The organism is Bacillus sp. FSL M8-0256, from assembly GCF_038005765.1.
Lineage (GTDB): Bacteria > Bacillota > Bacilli > Bacillales > Bacillaceae > Bacillus > Bacillus safensis.
In genome coordinates this window covers 1,232,910-1,253,694 of record NZ_JBBOTU010000001.1, presented here as the reverse complement: position 1 = coordinate 1,253,694, position 20,785 = coordinate 1,232,910, and the positions used below count along the sequence as shown (strand labels likewise).

Genomic DNA, 20,785 nt, shown 5'->3' with positions numbered 1-20,785 from the left:
TTAAGAACCACTTCCTTAGATATTCCCGATTTCCTGCTATTTAAACGCCTGTACTAGTAAGACGCAGCAAAGTCTAAAGTAGTTTCACTTTTTTTCAATTAACGCAAAAAAAGTTTTATAACGAACGATTCATGACGAGTTGAATGCAGACAAACAGGATAAGTGTCATCGCAATTTGAAGCATGATGAAATAAAGATATTTTACACGCCGTGCTTCTTGCTTCTGACCGCTTGTCTTTCGGTTAAGCATATATTCCACTGAAAAAGACACAATCCCAATGAGCACCATAAACGCGAGCATCCACTTTCCTCCGTTTGGTTTCCTGAAAAAAGTCGTTGAAAAAAGCATGAATACAATGAGAACATGAAGCAATGAATAACGAAAGGTTTTCCATCTCAACATCCTATTTTTTCCTCCTTTTATTTGTTTAATTCTTTGGTCAGAATATTGATGGCTTCCTTAACTTCTAACATATTTTCTTTAGTGTTCATTTCATTTCTAGCGTGAAGTAATACTGGTCGGACTGATTCAACTGAACGCCCGAAATTATACATCCATTCATATCTTGGTACCATCCAAGTATGAAAATGATGGGTTGTATCTTCGTTGTAAAAATAATAGACATGTTCTATCCCTAAAGCGGTTCTTTGTGCTTTTCTTATCTTTGCTAAAACCTCTATGTAGTCTAATCTTTCCGAATTAGTTAAATCATCTAAACATTTGATGTGTCTTTTTGAAGCTAAAATTATTAGCCCTCTGATTGGATAAGCGACATCTTGATGGGCGTGAAAGTACTCTGTTTCAATAACTACACCACCTTCTGGTACAACTAATCCATTCGTTAAAGCACAACTAAGACACTCGACTTCAACTGTTTCTCCATTTGTTAATGTTATTTTTTTCAATTGTCCTCCCCCAAACGAAATAGTATACAATTTGAATTTTCATTACTTAAGCGTATCATATTTTTCCTTATTTTGAATTAAACTCCTTATTATCACTTCACCTGTGATTGAGTTATTTCTTTTTAACTTTCTAATATATGAAACCAGACCCAAATAAAAAGAAGCACTGACTTAGCAGTGCTTCTTCCTTCTTATGATTGTTTCGCCTGTAGCTCTTTGAATTCTTCCTCTGTGCAGCTCACAAAGTGACCTGGCTTCACTTCACGGAACTCGGTGTTTGTTCCTTTGTGAACAGATGGATCATACTTGATTCGTTTGCGGTTACGCTCATAATCAGGATCTGGAAGCGGAATCGCAGACAGCAATGATTTTGTATATGGATGAAGCGGGTTTTCGTATAATTCATTCGCTGGTGCCAGTTCAACCAATTTTCCGAAATACATCACGCCGATACGATCGCTGATGTATTTTACCATGGACAAGTCATGGGCAATGAATAAGTACGTTAAACCTTTTTCCTCTTGAAGCTCTTTCAATAAATTGACGACCTGCGCTTGGATCGACACGTCTAATGCAGAGATTGGTTCATCGGCGATGATGAAATCCGGCTCTACTGCTAATGCACGTGCAATTCCGATACGCTGCCTTTGACCGCCTGAGAATTCATGCGGGTATCTGTTCGCATGCTCTTTGTTCAAGCCAACAGTTTCAAGTAATTGGTACACACGCTCTTTTCGCGCCTGTTTTGTTTTTGCAAGGCCATGAATGTCGATGCCCTCTGCAATGATATCAAGCACTGTCATTCTAGGGTTGAGTGAAGCATATGGATCTTGGAAGATCATCTGCATTTGACGGTTGAACTCAAGCATTTTTTGTCTTGATTTCTTCCCGTGTACATTTTCACCCTTATAAAGAACTTCACCATCTGTCGCATCATAAAGTCTAATGATCGAACGGCCCGTAGTGGATTTACCACAACCAGACTCACCTACAAGACCAAGCGTTTCACCTTTGTAAATATCAAATGAAACCCCATCAACTGCTTTCACAGTTCCTCTTGCTGTATGGAAATGCTGTTTCAAATTTTTGATTTCTAACAGTTTTTCTGCCATGCTATTCACCCTCTTTTACTAATACAGGTTTTTCGTAGCTACCTTCTAGTTCACGCATTCTCGCCTTTACAGAAGCAGGCGGTTCAACTTTAGGTGCATTCGGATGAAGTAGCCATGATTTCACATAATGCGTATCTGATACTTTGAACATTGGCGGTTCTTGTTCAAAGTCAATTTTCATTGCATAATCGCTGCGGAGTGCAAATGCATCTCCTTTCGGCGGGTTTGTCAGATCTGGCGGTGTTCCTGGAATGGCAGTCAGCTTTCCTTCCTCTCCGCCATCTGTGTCAAGACTCGGCATGGAGGCTAAAAGTCCCCATGTATACGGATGCTTAGGATTGTAGAAAATTTCATCGACAGTCCCTGTCTCCACAATCTGTCCTGCATACATAACAGCTACACGATCAGCGACGTTGGCAACAACACCTAGATCATGCGTAATAAAGATAATCGAAGTGTCAACCTTTTGCTGAATTTCTTTCATTAATTCTAAAATTTGTGCTTGAATTGTTACATCAAGTGCAGTCGTTGGCTCATCGGCAATCAGCAGCTTTGGATCTGCTGCAAGCGCCATGGCGATGACAACCCTTTGTCTCATCCCGCCACTAAATTCGTGCGGATATTGTTTAATTCTTTTTTCAGGCATTGGAATTCCAACGAGCTCCAATAGTTCAATGGCTCTTTTTTCAGCCGCTTCTTTTGAAATTTGTTCATGCTTGAACAGCACTTCTGTAATTTGTTTCCCGACTTTCATCGTTGGATTCAAAGATGTCATCGGATCTTGGAAGATCATTGAGATATCTTTTCCTCGAATGGTTTGCATTTGTTTCTCAGTTTTCTTGACAATATCTTGTCCATCAAACAGGATCTGTCCGCGCTTGAAATAACCCGGCGGCATCGGAATTAATCTCATGATCGCTTGTGATGTCACACTTTTACCAGAGCCAGATTCACCTACAATAGCAAGTGTCTCGCCTTTATTTAAGTGGAAGTTCACACCACGAATGGCTTGAACCTCTCCACCATATGTTTTAAATGAGATTGCAAGGTCTTTCACCTCTAGAATACGTTCACGTTCCATCCTAATCACTCCTTATTTACGCAACTTCGGATCTAAAGCGTCTCTTAGTCCGTCTCCAACCACGTTAAAACCAAACATTGTAATACAGATAAATGCGGCTGGGAACCATAATCTCCAAGGGTAGTACGTCATGGCTGGAATTCCATCAGACGCCATTGTTCCCCAGCTCGCTAACGGAGCCGGTACACCAAGCCCTAGGTAGCTTAGGAATGCCTCTGTGAAGATAGCAGAAGGAATCGTTAATGTCATCGTCACAAGAATTGGTCCCATTGAGTTTGGAATTAAGTGTTTAAATAAAAGTCTAGATGTTTTCGCACCTAATGTTTGTGCTGCAAGAACGTATTCTTGACTCTTTAATTGTAAAACCTGTCCCCGAACAATACGTGCCATGTTAATCCAGCCTACGACTGTCATGGCGAGAATAATCGTTAATAATCCTTTTGGCAGAACAACCATCATTAAGATAACCATTAATAGTGTTGGAATTGCCCATAAAACGTCTGCGATACGCATCATCACTTCATCTGTACGGCCGCCTTTGAACGCAGCAATACTTCCCCAGATAATACCGATGATCACGTCAAGAACCGCTGCAGCAAGACCGATGAAGATCGAAATTCTTGCCCCGACCCATGTACGGACAAACATGTCACGTCCTAAATCATCTGTACCAAACCAGTGCTCTTTTGAAGGCGGCTGGTCAGCATTCAGCAAATCGGTCGTGGAGTAATCATATTTAGAAAACATCGGAACAAAGATGGCCAGCATCACAATAATAAAAATGATTGTAAGTCCAACCATTGCAAGTTTATTGGCACGGAAGCGAAGCATGGCATCCTTCCATAAAGATAGACTAGGTTTAGAAATTTTTTCAGATTCTGCTGCGTCAGCTGTCGCAGGCACAAATAAATCTTTTCTCATCTCTTCCATGTGTTAGACCCCTTTCTTCGCCTTCGTCAGTTTAATTCTAGGATCGATAATACCGTAGAGGACGTCAACGACTAGAATACTGATTAATAGAATAATACTGTAGAAGACTGTAACACCCATGATGACGGTGTAATCACGGTTTGTAATGCTTGTGACAAAGTGAGAGCCTAATCCAGGGATACCAAAAATCTTCTCAACGACAAAACTACCTGTTAAAACTGAAGCAGCCATTGGTCCCATGTATGTGATAACAGGTAACAATGCGTTTCGGATGGCGTGTTTGATCGTCACAGCAGATTTTGTTAAGCCTTTCGCTCTAGCCGTTCTAATGTAGTCACTATTTAGTACTTCAAGCATACTTGACCGTGCAAGTCTAGCGATAAATGCCATTGGCATGAAGGAAAGTGCAATAGAAGGTAGTACGGTGCTTGCCCAAGACTCCCATCCTGCAACTGGGAAGATCGCTATAATACTTGCCTCAGATGCAAATACATATTGTAGTAGCGCCGCTAAAATGAAACTTGGAACTGAAATTCCAAAGATCGTTAAAATGGCAATCGTATAGTCTTGCCACTTGTTATGATAGAGCGCTGCAAGGACCCCAAACAATACACCAAATGCTAATGCGAGGAGAATTGCCTCAATTCCGAGGGTAAAGGAAACGGGGAATCCAGAACTGATTAAGTCATTTACAGTTTGTCCTTTATATTTAAATGAGGGACCAAAATCTAATGTTGCAACTGAACCTAGGTAGCTTACATATTGAACAAATAAGGGCTTGTCCAATCCGTAGTGCTCGTTTAGGTTTGCTTCAATTTCAGCAGGAAGTTTCTTCTCTCCAGAGAATGGACCACCAGGTGCTGCCTGCATGAGAAAGAAAGTTGCAGTTACAATAACAAACAGTGTGATTAAAATATATATTAATCGCTTACCGATATATTTAAGCAACGGAATTGCACCTCCATGATTTTACAACAATTTCTCTAATCAGCAAGAAAGGTATATGGAGAGACATCCTCCATATACCTTAAGATCCTTGCCGTAGATCTCTTACACTATGACTCTTACTTTTCGAAATGTGCCCATTTGTATTGAACATCACCTAGTCCAGATACAACTACACCTTTAAGTTTTGGATCTTGTACCCAAAGCTGAGTGTAGAAGTAAATTGGTGCTACAGGCATATCGTTGATGATGATTTCTTCTGCTTTTTTCAGCATTTCTTCACGCTTCGTTTTATCTGTTTCTTTTGCAGAATCATTCAACAATTGTTTGTACTCTTTGCTTTCCCATCCAGTGTCGTTGTTTCCACCGTCTTTATCTTTGTAAAGCTCAAGGAAGTTCACTGGATCGTTGAAGTCACCTAACCAGCCCATACGTCCGATTTGGTAGTCTCCGCTGTGGATTTTGTCGATGTATACGTTCCACTCAGAGTTATCAAGTTCAACTTTCACACCTAAATCTTTTTTCCACATTTCTTGAATTGCTTGTGCAATCTTTTGGTGGCCTTCATCTGTGTTGTAAGAAAGTTTCAATGTTGGAAGATCAGAAACAGACTTATAACCTAATTCTTTCGCACCTTTTTCAAGAAGCTTTTTAGCTGTATCTACATCGTGATCTTTGAAGTAGCCAGTTTTGTTATCAGTGAATCCTTCCATTGTTGGTGGAACGATTGCCATTGCTGGAACTTGTTCACCTTGCGTAATTTTGTCAACGATCGCTTGACGGTTGATTGAGTATGCAAGGGCCTTACGGATGTTTGCATTGTTTAATGGTTTTACTTCTGTGTTGAATTTGTAGTTATAGATACCAGCGATCGTCTGGATTTTCAGACCGCCCTCTTTTTTCAATGTTTTTAAAGACTCAGTTGGAAGGCTTCCAGTTGGAGAACCAGCCCAGTCAAGCTCGCCTTTTTTGAACATGCTAAGTTCAGTGTTTGTATCTTTGATCATAGACATGTTGATTTTTTTCAATTTCACAGTATCTTTATCCCAGTATTCATTGTTCTTTTCAAGCGTGATAGAACCGCCATGTTTCCATTTAGAAAGAACGAATGGTCCGTTAGATACGTAGTTTTCACCAGCATTTGTGTACCAGTTTTTATTCTTTTCAGCCACTTTTTTGTTGACTGGCATATAAGTATAGAATGCAGTTAGTTCAGTAAAGAACGGTGTTGGGTTCTCTAGCTCAACTACAAGCGTTTTGTCGTCTTTAGCTTTAATGCCAACATCAGCAACTTTCGCTTTCCCTTTGTTTGCTGCTTCAGCACCTTTAATATAGTAAAGCTGGTAAGCATATTGAGATTCATTTTTAGGATCTAATGCCCATTTCCAAGCATATTCAAAATCTTCTGCTTTTACAGGGTCACCATTAGACCATTTTGCATCACGAAGTGTGAATGTATAAGTTTTACCATCAGCACTTGTTTTGATATCAGAAGCCATTGCATTTTCTGGCTTTCCTTCAGCGTTAATTCTTGTTAATCCCTCAAAAGTCTGACGGATGACACTACCTGAAGTTGAATCATTTGCCAATCCCGGATGTAGAGAAAAAGGCTCAGTGGAGATATTCACATTTAATGTTGTTTTAGCCTCTCCAGAACTGCTCGTGCTGTCGCCTGATTTGTTTCCGCTGAAACCACAAGCGCTTAATACAAGTGTGAAAATAAGCATTAAAGTAACAACAGACCAACGCTTTTTCAACTGTATTCCCCCTTATAATATGTTTTTAGTTCAAAGGTCTCGATAGAAGATGAGATTCAGATTTAAGAAATAGCGTAAAAAAGTCCCTAAATAGCTTACTTTCTATTTCTTTTGTTTTTTCTGAATTTTCACTATGTAAAGAGCCTAGCACAAACGTGTGAACAAATTCATTATAATGAATAGAATAATTTATTGCAATATCAATTTCATATATTTTTTAAAAACGTAAATGGGGATAAAGAGGGATTTTTATAAACTAAAGTCTCAATCACTTCAACAAATTAAAGCGTAAATTGATTAAAATAATTTAACAAATTCAGCAGGAATAATGTTTTATACATATAATTAATCATCCTTTTTTAAAAAATTCTGACAGATATTTGGTATTTTATCTAAAATTTTAAGTGTCAATAGGCATGATGAGAAGGTCACATAATGGCTTCGTGACTTTTTCATGGTCATCCTTTATAATAGATAGACATATTGTTGCGATGAAAAAGAAGAGTACATATATTCACCATTTACAGAGAGTCTGCGGCCGGTGTGAGCAGATAATGGCATGTATGGAATGGGCTTTGGAGCAGCTAACCGAACACTTCTAAAAAAGTGAGTAGGCTTAGACGGAGTAGTCTCCGTTATCAACGTCTTGAGTGATTTCTATGTGAAATAACAAGGGTGGTACCACGGTTCATTCGTCCCTTTTCTGTTGAAAAGTGATGGGTGGGCCTTTTTATATTGAAGAAAAGAGGTTTTAGTATGACAAAGAAGACAATTTTTTCAGGCATTCAGCCGAGCGGTTCTGTCACATTAGGGAACTATATTGGAGCAATGAAGCAATTTGTCGATTTGCAGCATGACTATAATGGCTATTTTTGTGTTGTCGATCAACATGCGATTACAGTGAGTCAGGACCGATTAGCTCTCCGTCAAAATATTAGAAGCTTAGCAGCTCTTTATTTAGCTGTTGGTCTTGATCCAGAGAAAGCGACATTGTTTATCCAATCAGAGGTACCTGCTCACGCCCAGGCAGGATGGATGCTTCAATGTGTTGCTTATATTGGGGAATTAGAAAGAATGACCCAATTTAAGGACAAATCCGCTGGTAAAGAAGCAGTTGTTTCAGGCCTATTAACGTATCCCCCATTAATGGCTGGCGATATCTTATTATATGGTACTGATTTAGTCCCTGTTGGAGAAGACCAAAAGCAGCATCTTGAATTGACTAGAACGCTCGCTGAACGCTTTAACCGAAAGTACAATGACATCTTCACTGTGCCTGAAGTGAAAATTCCAAAAGAAGGCGCGCGGATTATGTCTTTAACAGATCCAACGAAAAAAATGAGCAAATCCGATCCGAACCAAAAATCTTTCATTACCTTATTAGATGAACCAAAGCAGCTTGAAAAGAAAATTAAAAGTGCTGTGACGGATTCAGAAGGCATCGTCAAGTATGACAAAGAGAACAAGCCTGGTATTGCCAACTTGCTGACGATTTATTCTGTATTAGGCAACATATCCATTACAGAGCTGGAGCAAAAGTACGAAGGCAAAGGATATGGTGAGTTTAAAGGAGATCTTGCGAACGTTGTCGTTGATGCTTTAAAACCAATTCAAGATCGATACTATGAACTCATTGAATCAGACGAGCTTGACCGCATTCTAGACGAAGGTGCTGAAAAAGCAAACCGCGCAGCAAACAAAATGCTGAAAAAAATGGAGAATGCGATGGGTCTTGGCAGAAAACGCAAATAAAAAAAGCTTGCAGCACGACTCGCTGCAAGCTTTTTCTAATTTACTTTTGATTCGTTTTCCATTTCCCAAAGCTTTTCGAAAAAAGGCTGTCCTTTAATCATTTTTTCACAGAAGGCTAAATGATTCTCTGACCACCCATCAATCGTTTCATTGTAAAGCATGTTCCAAATCTCTTCGAAAGACATTCGTTTGATTTGGTTGTACATGCGCGGGTTCCATTCCGTATACCAATACGCAATCTCCGCCCTGTTTTTGAGCCCTTTTAATTGATCGAGCGCCATAAACATCAGCTGTTTCAGCTGTCTTTCTTTTCTCGTTAATCCGCTGATATGCTGCGGCGGCAGTGATAGAATGTGATACTCTTTCGTCGATTCAAGGCTGTCCTTAGAAAATTCATATTCCTCTGCCTTCACATCTTTCACCATTTCATACACCAATTGCTCCTGCCTTGGGATCAAGCGGCTTTTTCTCACAGGTATGGAATACCCAATCGTATCTACAGCAATAATTCGAATGCCGTCTGTGACCACAAAGCAATACTCTAATTTACGGCGTTCATGATTTTTTCGAATATAAGATTTCTCAAATACAGACTCTAGCAGTGTCTTCGGCAGCTCTGAAAGATCATTCTCTATGTAATCAAACAAAGGGCTCTGCACCTTAAGTAAAGGCACTTGATCTAACAGTTCAACGCTGTCCTCCTTACGCCACTCATGAAAATGACACACATTGTAGCCATTTTCTTCCCCTTCAAACCAATTCACCCATACGTCATGAAGAAATAACATAACCAATCCCTCACTTTATAAAAACTGTTGTCCACAGTATGGGCAAGGGATAGAGAAATTATTCCAACTTTATCAAAACTTCAAGCTGATCGAGTGATAGCTTCGTGTCTTTATTTCATTCAGGAAACGGAGAGCGCACGCAGAGCCCCTTTAAACTTTATTTCAGCTTTTTAGGATCAAGCGCATCTCTCAGCCCATCTCCTAAAAAATTAAAGCATAAAACAGTCAGCAAAATGAGTAAACCTGGGAAAAGCGGGTACCACCACGCTTGCACCATAATCGAGAAATTTTGTGCATCTTGCAGCATGTTGCCCCAGCTTGCTGTTGGCGGCTGAATACCAAAGCCAAGATAGCTGAGCGTTGATTCAGCTAAAATGACTGAGCCTACTTTTAATGTAGCTGATACAATAATAGGACCGATACAGTTCGGTAAAATATGCGAAAAGATGATGACATGATTTTTCGTTCCAATGGTTCTCGCCGCGAGGACGAATTCTCTTGTTCGAAGTGATAAGAATTCACTGCGGATGAGCCTGGCGGTTGTTGTCCAGCCTGTCAAAGCAAAGATTAAAATCAATTTATCAATGCCCGGTTTGAAAATAGTGACGAGCGTGATCAATAGAAAAATGTCTGGAATCGACAAGACGACATCCACAAACCTCATTAACAAGGAATCAACAAACCCTTTGAAATACCCCGCGACCGCGCCAACGACAGTGCCAATGGTGATTGCACCGACCACTGAGACGAAACCGACCAATAAAGAGACCCGCGCGCCATATAGCACCCTTGAGAAAATATCGCGGCCAAACTTGTCAGTACCCATAAAATGCTCAGCACTTGGCGGCTGGAGCCGCTTCAATAAATCTTGATGCTCTGGTGCATATGGAGCGATCACTGGAGCAAAAATGGCAGAAAAAATAATGATCAATAAGATCACGGAGCCGGCAACCGCCAATTTATTTTTGAAAAATTTCTCGCAAAATAAACGCAGCATCGTCTCAGGCTTTGGTTGAAGGCCCTCCTTTAATTTGATATCAACAGGAGGTGTTCCCAGATTAGGCTGTGCCAATTGTGCTTCAGCTCCCTTCTAATATTCAATACGCGGATCAACGATCGCATATAAAATATCCGCTATTAAATTTCCAACCACCACAAGCACTGCGGAAATAACGGTCATCGCCATAATGACCGGATAATCTCTCGAAAAGGCAGAATCAATGAACAGCTTTCCAAGTCCAGGCCAGGTGAAGATTTGTTCCACCACGACTGCGCCGCCAATAAAAGATGGTATCATTAATCCGAAAATCGTTATGACAGGCATAAGACCGTTTCTTAAACCATGCTTAAAAATGACTTTGTTTTCTCTAAAGCCTTTCGCTCTTGCTGTGCGAATGTAATCCTGCCTCATCACATCAAGCATACTCGACCTTGTGTACCGGGTCAGCCCTGCCATATCAGCCGTTGCTAAAACAAAGGCAGGTAAAATGATATGATGGAGCCGGTCTAACACATTAAAATCGGCATTCAAGGTAGAAACTCCGCCAGTTGGAAACCAACCTAGATTCACGGATAAAACCATAATGAGGATGAGACCAAACCAAAAGTTTGGAATAGCCAGTCCGATAAAAGATGTAACCGTAATGCCATAGTCAAGCTTTGTATATGGACGTTTTGCTGAAAGGACACCAAATGGAATGGCGATCAGCAGGGCAACTAATGTAGAAAAGATCATGAGGATGAGGGTATTTGGCAGCCGGGCAAAAATCAAATCAGCCACGGGCGTTCCCTTTTTGACAATCGATGTGCCAAAGTCACCTTGAAGCATATTGCCAAGCCATTTCATATATTGCACATATTCAGGATCGTTCAAGCCGTACTTATCAATAAAGGCTTCCCGGTCTGCCGCACTAATGGTAGGGTCCATCATGAGTGACATCGGATCGCCTGGTGCTGCTTTCATAATGGCAAAGGACAAGATAGTAATCCCTAATAAAATGGGAATGGAGAGTAATGTCCTTCTAATGATATATGTAACCATATGCACAACTCCTTTTTCATCGGATCGCCAATCTGTAAAAAAAAGGCCAAAATGATGGTATTTTAGCCCTTTGTCTGCTTTTCAGCGTGATCTGAAAACCCTTGAATTCTCGTGCTGATGCGGAGCGAACGAAGTGATCTTTTTAGCACCCACGCAGAGAACTGACACCGAATGCAAGGGATTGTTCTCACGGTGAAAGGGGAGAATCCCCCCTTCTTCACTATCAGCCTACTGTTCAAGCCACCATTTTTCGATTTTGTAATATTCATCTTTCGGGTGGTAAGAGTAGCCTTGGAGATTAGATGGCATAGCACGATGTGAGTTAGCATAGTAAAGGAACGTATACGGCTGATCCTCTGCGATCAGTTTATAAATTTTTTCATATGCCTTTGAATAATCTTTTCGATCGCTTAAGTTTTTAGCATCAACTAACAGCTTATCGACCTCTTTATTTTTATACCAGATGTTATTTAAACCTTTTTCTGACTGGCTTGAGTGGAATATGCTGAATTGATCAGGGAATGTCGCAAGGCTCCAGCCGAGCAGAAGCGCATCATAATCCCACTTAGGCGGTGTCGTCTGCTCAATGAGTGCACTGAATTCCACAATTTGCGGCTTCGCTTCTACACCGATTTCTTTGAGCTGCTGCTGGACAACGACAGCGATATCTTCACGAACTTTATTTCCTTGGTTGGTCTTTATGACAAAGGAGAATTTCTTGCCATCTTTATCAAGATAGCCGTCTCCATCTGTATCCTCCCAGCCCTCTTCTTTCAGCATCTTTTTCGCTTTTTCTTGATCAAACTCAAACACTGGAACATTTTCATCCTTTGGATAGTTCCAGGACAGCGGACTTTCTGGAATATTGGCTACTTTGCCGTCTCCATCTAGCACTTGGTCAACAATCGTTTGACGATCAATGGCATGTGTCAGTGCTTGGCGGACCTTTTTACTTTTAAAGAGTTCATTTTTCTGGTTCCAGCCAATGTATGAATAATTGAGTCCTAGATCAGATTCGATTTTAATGTTGCTCACTTTTTCAGCTGTTTGCAGCTCGGATCCTGGTACAGCAAAGAAATCAATATCTCCTGCTGACAGCTGGGCAATCGCTGCATTCTGATCAGGAATGGTTTTAATTGTGACATTATCAAGGTAAGGACGTCCATCCCAATAATCGTCAAAGGCTTCTAGTTTGACATAGTCTCCTTCTTTCCATTCTGCGAATTTAAATGGACCTGAACCGATTGGTTTTTTTCGGTTAAATTCGTTTTCACCGAGATCTTTTATAGGCACATCACCTAAAATATGCTTAGGTAAAATACCATAGCTTCCTAGTGTGACATTATAAAAATAAGGATCTTTTTTATTGAGCTTGAATTCGATCGAGTAGTCCCCTGTCTTTTTAACAGACTCTAAAACTTCAAAGCCTGATCCGCGCTCCCCGTTGTAGTCCTTATTGATTGGTATGCTGTATGTAAACACAACATCATCAGCAGTCAGTTCTTCACCATCATGAAACTTTACACCTTTTTTAATGGTGACATCAAACTGCTTGCCGTCATCCGATTCTTTAATATCCTCTGCCAGCGATAGCTGAGGGTTGAGCTTTCCGTCTGTTTGAAGTAAGAAGCTGTAGATTCTTTCCTCAATATCAGAGCTTGCCACATCTGTAGAATACAGCGAGTTAAATAATGTTGGCTCTGCAATTGAACCGATGACAAGATCGCCGCCTTGTACCGGTTTACCTGTGGACTTCTTTTCACTGTCTCCAGACGTTTTATTTCCACCAGAACAAGCAGCAAGGATTAATGTAAAAATCAGCAATAAACTGACCAGAATGGACTTTCTATTTCTACCTTTCATAGACAATTCCCCCTATTCTTTTTTAAAAATAATGACCGAATCCTGTTTCATCCCCCCTCTCAAAGATGAGATCATACAAGCTTGATCAAGCGTTGTAGAGGTGGCAGGCAACAAAGTGGTTCGTTTTTAACTCCTGAAATGCTGGTACTTTTTCTTTACAGATTTCTTTCGCATGCGGGCATCTTGTGTGAAATACGCAGCCTTTTGGCGGATTTGCAGGACTCGGCAGATCGCCTTGCAGCATAATGCGTTCTCTTTTCGTCTGCCCTTTTTTACGGGTGACAGGAACGGAAGAAAGCAGAGCCTGTGTATACGGATGGAGCGGTTCATCGTACAGACTGTGCTTGTCGGCAAGCTCCATCATTTTGCCGAGATACATGACGCCGACTCTATCGCTAATATGTCTGACCACACTTAAATCGTGAGAGATAAATAGATAGGTAAGGTCAAATTCCTCCTGAAGCTCCTCCATCAGATTAATAACCTGCGCCTGAATAGATACATCAAGTGCTGATACAGGCTCATCTGCGATGATCATGTCGGGATTCATGGCAAGCGCACGAGCGATGCCGATCCGCTGCCTCTGCCCGCCTGAAAATTCATGGGGATAGCGGTTCGCAAAGCTTGGATGAAGACCTACCTTTGATAAAAGCTGTTCTACTTTTTCATTTCTTTCTTTTAAGGAATATAAGTGATGTGTTTTGTAGGGTTCTTTGATGATGCTTCGAAGTGTTTTTCTAGGGTTGAGTGATGCAAAGGGATCTTGAAAAACCATTTGGATGTTTTTTCGTGTAGATTGTCTTAGCTTTGATTCTGATACGCGCGTGATGTCTTGCCCTTTAAAAAAGATTTGACCGTCGGTTGGTTCGTATAGGCGAATCATTGTCCGGCCTAGTGTGGATTTCCCGCATCCTGACTCCCCGACAATACCTAACGTTTCACCTTTATAAATCTTCAAGTCTATGCCGTCAACAGCTTTCACTGCACCGACTTTCTTCTGAAAGACGCCCGCTTTAATCGGAAAATGTTTTCGAATCTGTTTCAGTTCAAGGATCGTTTCTTTCTCTGGTAAGTCTGTTATTTGTGTTTGATTTTGAGCAAGTGTCATGTGTGGTCTGCCTCCTCATATAAGAAACATCTGACGCTTCTGCCATCTTCAAATGTTCTCAGCTTAGGCAGTTCTCCCAGGCAGCGTTCCTTCACTTGCGGACATCTAGGAGCAAAGCGGCAGCCGGCTGGAAGCTGATCTGGCGCAGGAACATTTCCTTTGATGGCTGTTAACGGCTGTATGTCTCCGTCAATGACAGGAATCGATTCAAGCAGCCCTTCTGTGTAAGGATGAAGCGGCTGTTCAAACAACTCTTCGACAGTCCCATTTTCAACAACCTGTCCGCAGTACATGACAATCACTCGATCTGCCACTTCAGACACGACACCTAAATCATGTGTGATAAGAAGAATAGATGTACCAAAGGTAGAGCATAAATCTTTCATTAAAGTGAGTACCTGTGCTTGAATGGTCACATCCAGGGCAGTTGTCGGTTCATCTGCAATGAGAAGCTTCGGATCACAGCTTAGCGCTATGGCAATCATCACTCTTTGCCGCATGCCGCCTGATAAACGATGCGGATAATCTTTCATGATTTGCTCCGGGCGGGAAAAACCAACAAGCTTCAGCAGATCAACCGCTTTTTTGACCGCTTCTTTTTTTGAAAGTTTTTTGTGATAGATGAGGATTTCTGTTATTTGTTCTCCGATGGGTAAGACGGGATTAAGTGAGGTCATGGGTTCCTGAAAGATCATAGATACATCATTACCACGGATGCTGCATAATTCCTTTTCACTATATGTAACAAGGTCCTTTCCATCAAGTTTGATGGAACCGTCCATAATTTTCCCGCCCGTGCCATGAATCAGACCCATAATGGATAAGGACGTAATGCTTTTGCCAGACCCAGACTCACCGACTAATGCGACAGTTTCTCCTCTGTTGATGCTGAAATCAACGCCATCCACAGCAGGTATCGGTTCCTTTTTTCGAAAAAAATATGTTTTTAAGTTTTGCACTTCAAGCAGCGTGCTCATTCATTCGCCCCTTTCTCCTTAGATCAATAGAATCGAACCTGAATATTCTGTATTTTAAAAATAAAAAGAATTATTTGTATATTATTACATCGTTATGACGAAATCAAGAAGTATTTAGTAAATTTGTAATATGTCTCTTTTTATGTGAATTATTCACTTTGTGATTCTATTGCCTTTAAAAAGGTTTCTGCTGGCTCTGCAATCATAGATTCCTCGCTGATTCGGTGCTCATTGAAATATTTTTTCACGATATAAAACCCGGTAGCGTAACCAAGCATTTTAGGGTAGTTCCCTTTTCCATAAAGAAGATTCTGTATCAGCCTTTCGTCGTCCTGGACTCTTTGATCAAGATGACTGGATACCCATTTCTTGTACATACGCTGAAGCTGTTCTTCGCTATAGAAGGTGGTCCATTTCGCTGTATAGTTTTCTCCATATCTATGATACACAGCATATTCAGCGAGCCCCTCCATCATGATTGTATCGAGGAATGTAAAGTCTTTTTCTTCTTTTGAGAGAAAATGCAGCCTGCATACATGGTGATATTCATGAGTCAGCAATGTACCGATTCGCTCCTTCGGGGTATTTGGAGACAAAAAAAGAAAGACCTTGTCATCAAATGCCATGCCGGATTGATAATAAAATTGCTCTCTGATTTCTCTGCTGCTCTCATTGACAGGTAAAATAAACACAGGAATGTCTGGACCTTCCCACTGCTTTTGAAGCGTTTGATATTCTTTCATGACAAGCTTGAAGTACCCTTTTTCCTTGAGCTTGTCGATCATGTTTTTGCACGAGCTCCAAGACCGAACCATCCCGTGATGCTGCAGGTGAGCGAGGATAGACGACCATTCTTTTTCCTCGGCCCCTTTAAAATAAGGAACAAAGCGCGCTGCAAGCTCCTGAAATGATGATGATTGATGAATGAGATATTGTGTATTGATCAGACCCATACCGCTGAACACCTCCATTTTCATCATATGCAAAAAAGCGGCGATCTGTTTATCGACCGCCGCTTTCTCAGAAAGTATTATGCTTCGTATTTTTTGAAAATAATTGTCGCATTATGCCCGCCAAAACCAAGTGAGTTACTTAAAGCCACTTGTACTTCTTTTGAACGTGCTTCATTTGCTACATAATCAAGATCACATTCTTCATCCGGTGTTTCAAGATTAATCGTTGGAGGAAGGACGCTGTCTTTAATCGCAAGAACAGAGAAAATGGCTTCTACTCCGCCTGCTGCGCCAAGTAAGTGACCTGTCATTGATTTTGTCGAACTGATCGCAAGCTTGTTTGCATGCTCTCCGAACACTTCTTTAATCGCCATTGTTTCAAATTTATCATTGTAAGGTGTGCTTGTACCGTGGGCATTGATATAATCAATGTCTTCCACAGACAAACCTGCATCTCGAATCGCTTCTTTCATTGCACGGACGCCGCCTTCTCCATTTGGAGCTGGTGCTGTTATATGGTAGGCATCTCCAGTTGAACCATAACCAACGATTTCTGCATAAATGGTCGCACCACGTTTTAAGGCATGCTCAAGTTCTTCAAGAACAATAATCCCTGCACCCTCACCCATGACAAATCCGTCACGGTTTTTGTCGAATGGACGGCTTGCTGTCTTTGGATCAGGATTTGTCGAAAGGGCTTTGTTCGCACAGAAACCTGCAAACGACATTTTTGTTAATGGCGCTTCTGTTCCGCCTGTGATCATCGCATCTGCATCGCCGCGTTGAATAACTTTAAATGCATCACCAATTGAGTTTGTTCCTGTTGCACATGCTGTCACTGTACAAGAGTTAACCCCTTTTGCGCCAAGTGCAATTGAGATTTGGCCTGTCGCCATATCAGGAATCATCATTGGGACGAAGAATGGACTGACGCGTCTTGCCCCTTTATTTGAATACACTTCGAACTGCTCTTCAAATGTTTCAAGTCCGCCAATACCAGACCCAACCCATACACCAACACGCGGTGCGATTTCATCTGTGATTTCAAGACGTGAATCTTCCAGCGCTTTTTGAGCAGCAACGACTGCATATTGCGTGAAGCGTGCCATTTTTCGCGCTTCTTTTTTCTCCATGTAATCTTCAATGTTAAAATCTTTTAGTTCTGCCGCTACTTTTGCGGTATATTCACTTGAATCGACACGTGTAATTGGTCCAACCCCTGATACACCCGCTAAAGCATTTTTCCATGTTGACTCTACATCGTTGCCAAGTGGTGTCAAAGCACCTAATCCTGTAACAACTACTCGTTTTTTATCCATTAATTTGTGCACCCCACTCTTTTATCGGCCCCATCGCATAGCGATTGCGCCCCAAGTTAATCCGCCACCAAAACCAACCATTACAATCACATCGCCGTCATGAATTTTTCCGGCTTCGATTTCTTCACATAGTGAAATTGGAATGGATGCTGCTGATGTGTTTCCATATTTATGGACAGTCTTCGACATTTTTTCAACTGGAAGCTCTAAGCGTTCGCGTGCTGCTTCCATAATGCGAATATTTGCTTGATGCGGGATCAAGAAATCAACGTCTTCTTTTGATAGTCCAGCTTTTTCAATGACATTTACACTTGACTCGCCCATTTGTCTTACAGCAAATTTAAATACTTCTCGTCCATTCATGATTGTATGATCTTTTTCATCTAAGTACAAGTGCTTCCCGCCGCTTCCATCTGCTCCAAGTTCAAATGATAGAATTCCTTTACCTTCGCTGACTTCTCCCAGCACAGCAGCTCCAGCTCCATCTCCAAACAAAACAGCTGTATTGCGGTCATCCCAGTCGGTAATACGAGAAAGCTTTTCAACACCGACGACAAGCACGTGTTTGTAAGTTCCTGATTCGATAAATTGTTTTCCAGTAACAAGCCCATACATAAAGCCAGCACACGCAGCGCTAATATCCATTGCACATGCTTTATGTGCACCGAGCTGCTCTTGAATCATACAAGCAACTGTCGGAAATGCTTGATCTGGCGTGACTGTCGCCACAAGAATCATATCGATATCTTCTGCAGCCACATCTGCGTCAGCTAATGCTTTTTTTGCAGCAGCAAGCGCCATATGAGATGTATTGACATCATCAGATGCAATTCTTCTTTCTTCTATACCTGTTCTAGTACGAATCCACTCGTCAGAAGTTTCAACCATTTTTTCTAAATCATGATTTGTTAATACTTTTTCAGGTATATAGCGGCCAAGGCCAATAATTCCAGCATTCATTGAATAAGACTCCTTTTACTCATACGAGCATGTGATATTGTGATCTTATATTAGTATCTGGTACTAATTTTACCTTATTTTTTTCTTCTTGGCAATACAAACGTCTAACCTTTCCTCTCACTTTTTTCATAGATTAATGATATATACCAATAGTAGAAAGGAACATGTGATATGGCGCAAAAAGATATTTTCTCAGCAATGATGTTTGGACAGCCGCTTGAAAAGGAGAAAAGCAAGACAGAGGCAAAGGAGGAACGTGCGGAGACATCTTCAAGTGAGGACTCAATTGACTACATGCATGTCATGAATCAAATTGGGAACATTATGAACTCCATCGATGAGCTGAAGCCTGTGTTTAAAGATGTTGGTCCTATGATTAGTGCCTTCAAGAAAAAATTATCATAAAAAAAAGCCACTATTCTGTGGCTTTTTCTGATTCTGCATCTGCTTTTCCAAGCTCGTATGCTTCTTGCATGACAGATGTAAATAATGTTAGAAGCGGCTGAAGTGCTTCAGGCTCAAGCTGAATCCCTGCTTTATCTAACTCTTCCTTCGCCTGCGGAAAATACTTCATGGCAATTTGTAAAAATTCCATCGATTTTTCGTGCTGCATGTCGTCGTCTCCTCACTTTTCATTTGGCAGTTTACTTGTTTTTTTGTATGACGCAATATCACTTTCAATGTCTTTCACAAAAGCGTCGTCAATGGTGGAACTAAATTTCCCCATCTCGACCACTCCTTCTTTAAAATCAAAGGAGTACTCATCTTGTTCATTTAGCTTGCCTTCATTAAACTTCTTTGCAATGATACTATACGCTTTATCAACATGCTGTACAGTGCTCGTTAAAACTGTATGGCTGCCGAGGTTGGATTGATCGGTGACGTACCCGATCGCTGATAAATTATCGGCTTTGATTTGTTCAATGACAGGGATATTATAACCATCACCTGCTGGATACACAACATCAACGCCCTGCTTTTTTAATTTTTGATAGAGCTCCACCGCTTTGTCAGCATCATCCCAGTTTTCGACAAACTCTGCTAATACTTGTACATGTTCATCTTGATATTTTGCTCCTTTGATAAAGCCGTCTACTTCACTTTGCCAATCATATGTAGCAAGAATACCAATCTTTTTTGTTTTTGACATATGTGCAGCTGTCATGCCTCCGAAAAAGCCCATCGCTTCACCTTTAAACGTCACGTTTGTGACATTGCCCGCCTGAGGCTTGTTTCCATTGACCGTAATAAATTGTATGTTTGGATAATCTTCACTGATCAAGTTAAAAATTTCACTGTATTCATTGCCATGGCCAATAATCAAATTGACTCCTTTTTTATGGAATTCTTCAATGGCATCAACGATTTTCTCCTTGTCGACCATTCCTTCCTTATAATAAACATCTACACCAAATGTTGATTGGATACTTAATAAGCCTTTATAACCTTTCGTTCCCCAAACTTGATCATTGATCGTATCGGGGACGAGTAAACCCACCTTCTCAATTTTTCCTTTTAAAGGCGCCTGCGAGCAGGCAGATAATAGAAGAAGGAACGAAAAGATCATGACAAGCCGCTGGTACTTCATGCCATGTTCAACTCCCTTTTACAACATGCAGTGATGAACCTGTATGTTAAATATAGGTTTATTTTATACTGAAAAAAGATAAGATGGAAGATCATTCTTGCTTTTTGTCGAAAAATGTTGAGTTTTGTCTTTTCCATTCTGCAATCATGTCTTCTGCTTGTTTGTCATCTGTTTGGCTTTCTACCTTCAATTCATACGTCATGTCCTGTCTTTGACCTGTGTCCGATGCCCATTGTAACAATTCCTTTGCCACATCTTCTACAAAAAGTGAATCTGCACGCTTTGTTTGATCTTCATTGAGTGTCCATGGTCCGAACATGCGAGGAAGAATAACTGCCGGCACATTCTGTTTCGCTGATTCGTTTTCAGGTTTTTCATAAAGAATCTGGTACATGCCATGCTCTGCTTTGATGTCTTTCTGCCTGTTATGCGGTTCCTCTGATTGAATAAAAATGAGGTCATACGTGTCCTTGCTATCCTGAAGGTCAATGACACGAACGAGATCATTTCTGCCCAGCCACATCATCCGCTCTTCTAACAGTGCCTTTTGTTCTTCTTTAAGATCATGAGGACGCGTGATATCCACTTGAATGCCCTCTTTCATCATATATTCACAAAGTGTCAGGCCAAAAAACTCATCTGCCCCTATGATCAGTCCTGTTTCCATGTTCATGTCCCCTTTTTTAATATCGAATAAAAAGAAGA

At 40.9% G+C, this 20,785-nt stretch carries 21 protein-coding genes and 1 other annotated feature; of the genes, 2 read left to right on the top strand and 19 right to left on the bottom strand.

Annotated elements, in window-relative coordinates; all coding sequences use genetic code 11:
• Window positions 1–115 precede the first annotated feature (115 nt).
• From NSQ76_RS06185 to NSQ76_RS06155, 7 genes are all read right to left on the bottom strand, one after another.
• Complete coding sequence (locus NSQ76_RS06185; protein ID WP_263905380.1) at window positions 116–403, bottom strand: hypothetical protein; 288 nt, start codon at window positions 401–403, stop codon at window positions 116–118.
• A gap of 17 nt (window positions 404–420) precedes the next feature.
• Window positions 421–906 (bottom strand): HIT family protein, encoded by a 486-nt coding sequence (locus NSQ76_RS06180; protein WP_280149682.1) that lies wholly within the window; start codon window positions 904–906, stop codon window positions 421–423.
• A gap of 191 nt (window positions 907–1,097) precedes the next feature.
• The gene (locus NSQ76_RS06175) at window positions 1,098–2,018 is read right to left on the bottom strand and encodes an ABC transporter ATP-binding protein (RefSeq protein ID WP_024425041.1); all 921 of its coding nucleotides are present in this window, start codon (window positions 2,016–2,018) and stop codon (window positions 1,098–1,100) included.
• 1 nt (window position 2,019) lies between these two features.
• The gene (locus NSQ76_RS06170; RefSeq protein ID WP_025093404.1) at window positions 2,020–3,099 is read right to left on the bottom strand and encodes an ABC transporter ATP-binding protein; all 1,080 of its coding nucleotides are present in this window, start codon (window positions 3,097–3,099) and stop codon (window positions 2,020–2,022) included.
• A 12-nt stretch (window positions 3,100–3,111) separates the two neighbouring features.
• On the bottom strand, window positions 3,112–4,029 hold the full coding sequence (locus NSQ76_RS06165; RefSeq protein ID WP_024425043.1) for an ABC transporter permease: 918 nt from the start codon (window positions 4,027–4,029) through the stop codon (window positions 3,112–3,114).
• A gap of 3 nt (window positions 4,030–4,032) precedes the next feature.
• Entirely contained in the window at window positions 4,033–4,977 is a 945-nt protein-coding gene (locus NSQ76_RS06160; protein ID WP_024426481.1) for an ABC transporter permease, read from the bottom strand.
• Window positions 4,978–5,093: 116 nt separating this feature from the next.
• A complete protein-coding gene (locus NSQ76_RS06155) occupies window positions 5,094–6,731 on the bottom strand; it encodes a peptide ABC transporter substrate-binding protein (protein ID WP_024425045.1) in 1,638 nt (545 codons plus the stop codon).
• Between the two features lie 482 nt (window positions 6,732–7,213).
• Window positions 7,214–7,434 (top strand) — a binding site (T-box leader).
• 53 nt (window positions 7,435–7,487) lie between these two features.
• Here NSQ76_RS06155 and trpS point away from each other — a divergent pair.
• On the top strand, window positions 7,488–8,483 hold the full coding sequence (gene trpS, locus NSQ76_RS06150; protein ID WP_263905382.1) for a tryptophan--tRNA ligase: 996 nt from the start codon (window positions 7,488–7,490) through the stop codon (window positions 8,481–8,483).
• A 35-nt stretch (window positions 8,484–8,518) separates the two neighbouring features.
• On the opposite strand, the gene NSQ76_RS06145 is transcribed toward trpS, so the two are convergent.
• The 9 genes from NSQ76_RS06145 to NSQ76_RS06105 all read right to left on the bottom strand — a co-directional run bounded on the left by NSQ76_RS06145 (window position 8,519) and on the right by NSQ76_RS06105 (window position 18,492).
• A complete protein-coding gene (locus NSQ76_RS06145; protein WP_024426484.1) occupies window positions 8,519–9,271 on the bottom strand; it encodes a YjbA family protein in 753 nt (250 codons plus the stop codon).
• Between the two features lie 157 nt (window positions 9,272–9,428).
• Window positions 9,429–10,268, bottom strand: coding sequence for an oligopeptide ABC transporter permease (gene opp4C / locus NSQ76_RS06140; RefSeq protein WP_341055765.1), 840 nt, complete (start codon window positions 10,266–10,268; stop codon window positions 9,429–9,431).
• 93 nt (window positions 10,269–10,361) lie between these two features.
• Window positions 10,362–11,312 (bottom strand): ABC transporter permease, encoded by a 951-nt coding sequence (locus NSQ76_RS06135; protein WP_024426486.1) that lies wholly within the window; start codon window positions 11,310–11,312, stop codon window positions 10,362–10,364.
• A gap of 228 nt (window positions 11,313–11,540) precedes the next feature.
• The gene (locus NSQ76_RS06130; RefSeq protein ID WP_341053025.1) at window positions 11,541–13,175 is read right to left on the bottom strand and encodes a peptide-binding protein; all 1,635 of its coding nucleotides are present in this window, start codon (window positions 13,173–13,175) and stop codon (window positions 11,541–11,543) included.
• Between the two features lie 85 nt (window positions 13,176–13,260).
• Window positions 13,261–14,283: an ABC transporter ATP-binding protein gene (locus NSQ76_RS06125; protein ID WP_041110125.1), complete on the bottom strand. Its 1,023-nt coding sequence runs from the start codon at window positions 14,281–14,283 to the stop codon at window positions 13,261–13,263.
• On the bottom strand, window positions 14,280–15,260 hold the full coding sequence (locus NSQ76_RS06120; protein ID WP_024426488.1) for an ABC transporter ATP-binding protein: 981 nt from the start codon (window positions 15,258–15,260) through the stop codon (window positions 14,280–14,282). The genes NSQ76_RS06125 and NSQ76_RS06120 overlap by 4 nt, the downstream gene beginning before the upstream one ends.
• 149 nt (window positions 15,261–15,409) lie before the next feature.
• Window positions 15,410–16,213: a DUF2268 domain-containing protein gene (locus NSQ76_RS06115; protein ID WP_024425050.1), complete on the bottom strand. Its 804-nt coding sequence runs from the start codon at window positions 16,211–16,213 to the stop codon at window positions 15,410–15,412.
• A 77-nt stretch (window positions 16,214–16,290) separates the two neighbouring features.
• Entirely contained in the window at window positions 16,291–17,532 is a 1,242-nt protein-coding gene (gene fabF, locus NSQ76_RS06110) for a beta-ketoacyl-ACP synthase II (RefSeq protein WP_024425051.1), read from the bottom strand.
• Between the two features lie 21 nt (window positions 17,533–17,553).
• On the bottom strand, window positions 17,554–18,492 hold the full coding sequence (locus tag NSQ76_RS06105) for a beta-ketoacyl-ACP synthase III (protein ID WP_024425052.1): 939 nt from the start codon (window positions 18,490–18,492) through the stop codon (window positions 17,554–17,556).
• A gap of 171 nt (window positions 18,493–18,663) precedes the next feature.
• Here NSQ76_RS06105 and NSQ76_RS06100 point away from each other — a divergent pair, with 171 nt between their 5' ends.
• Window positions 18,664–18,897, top strand: a complete 234-nt coding sequence (locus NSQ76_RS06100) for a hypothetical protein (RefSeq protein ID WP_024426489.1) — start codon at window positions 18,664–18,666, stop codon at window positions 18,895–18,897.
• A 10-nt stretch (window positions 18,898–18,907) separates the two neighbouring features.
• Here the strand turns inward: NSQ76_RS06100 and NSQ76_RS06095 are convergent, their stop codons facing one another.
• From NSQ76_RS06095 to NSQ76_RS06085, 3 genes are all read right to left on the bottom strand, one after another.
• Window positions 18,908–19,105 carry a ComZ family protein gene (locus tag NSQ76_RS06095; RefSeq protein ID WP_024425054.1) on the bottom strand — a complete coding sequence of 66 codons (198 nt, stop codon included), beginning with the start codon at window positions 19,103–19,105 and terminating at the stop codon, window positions 18,908–18,910.
• Between the two features lie 12 nt (window positions 19,106–19,117).
• Window positions 19,118–20,080 carry a BMP family ABC transporter substrate-binding protein gene (locus NSQ76_RS06090; protein ID WP_125586506.1) on the bottom strand — a complete coding sequence of 321 codons (963 nt, stop codon included), beginning with the start codon at window positions 20,078–20,080 and terminating at the stop codon, window positions 19,118–19,120.
• Between the two features lie 91 nt (window positions 20,081–20,171).
• Entirely contained in the window at window positions 20,172–20,747 is a 576-nt protein-coding gene (locus tag NSQ76_RS06085; protein WP_024426490.1) for a hypothetical protein, read from the bottom strand.
• Window positions 20,748–20,785 lie beyond the last annotated feature (38 nt).

Coding starts and splice junctions, on each gene's coding strand:
- NSQ76_RS06185 (WP_263905380.1), bottom strand. CDS start 403: ATGTTGAGATGGAAAACCTTTCGTTATTCATTGCTTCATGTTCTCATT.
- NSQ76_RS06175 (WP_024425041.1), bottom strand. CDS start 2,018: ATGGCAGAAAAACTGTTAGAAATCAAAAATTTGAAACAGCATTTCCAT.
- NSQ76_RS06170 (WP_025093404.1), bottom strand. CDS start 3,099: ATGGAACGTGAACGTATTCTAGAGGTGAAAGACCTTGCAATCTCATTT.
- NSQ76_RS06165 (WP_024425043.1), bottom strand. CDS start 4,029: ATGGAAGAGATGAGAAAAGATTTATTTGTGCCTGCGACAGCTGACGCA.
- trpS (WP_263905382.1), top strand. CDS start 7,488: ATGACAAAGAAGACAATTTTTTCAGGCATTCAGCCGAGCGGTTCTGTC.
- NSQ76_RS06145 (WP_024426484.1), bottom strand. CDS start 9,271: ATGTTATTTCTTCATGACGTATGGGTGAATTGGTTTGAAGGGGAAGAA.
- opp4C (WP_341055765.1), bottom strand. CDS start 10,268: ATGCTGCGTTTATTTTGCGAGAAATTTTTCAAAAATAAATTGGCGGTT.
- NSQ76_RS06135 (WP_024426486.1), bottom strand. CDS start 11,312: ATGGTTACATATATCATTAGAAGGACATTACTCTCCATTCCCATTTTA.
- NSQ76_RS06130 (WP_341053025.1), bottom strand. CDS start 13,175: ATGAAAGGTAGAAATAGAAAGTCCATTCTGGTCAGTTTATTGCTGATT.
- NSQ76_RS06125 (WP_041110125.1), bottom strand. CDS start 14,283: ATGACACTTGCTCAAAATCAAACACAAATAACAGACTTACCAGAGAAA.
- NSQ76_RS06120 (WP_024426488.1), bottom strand. CDS start 15,260: ATGAGCACGCTGCTTGAAGTGCAAAACTTAAAAACATATTTTTTTCGA.
- NSQ76_RS06115 (WP_024425050.1), bottom strand. CDS start 16,213: ATGGGTCTGATCAATACACAATATCTCATTCATCAATCATCATCATTT.
- fabF (WP_024425051.1), bottom strand. CDS start 17,532: ATGGATAAAAAACGAGTAGTTGTTACAGGATTAGGTGCTTTGACACCA.
- NSQ76_RS06105 (WP_024425052.1), bottom strand. CDS start 18,492: ATGAATGCTGGAATTATTGGCCTTGGCCGCTATATACCTGAAAAAGTA.
- NSQ76_RS06100 (WP_024426489.1), top strand. CDS start 18,664: ATGGCGCAAAAAGATATTTTCTCAGCAATGATGTTTGGACAGCCGCTT.
- NSQ76_RS06095 (WP_024425054.1), bottom strand. CDS start 19,105: ATGCAGCACGAAAAATCGATGGAATTTTTACAAATTGCCATGAAGTAT.
- NSQ76_RS06090 (WP_125586506.1), bottom strand. CDS start 20,080: ATGAAGTACCAGCGGCTTGTCATGATCTTTTCGTTCCTTCTTCTATTA.
- NSQ76_RS06085 (WP_024426490.1), bottom strand. CDS start 20,747: ATGGAAACAGGACTGATCATAGGGGCAGATGAGTTTTTTGGCCTGACA.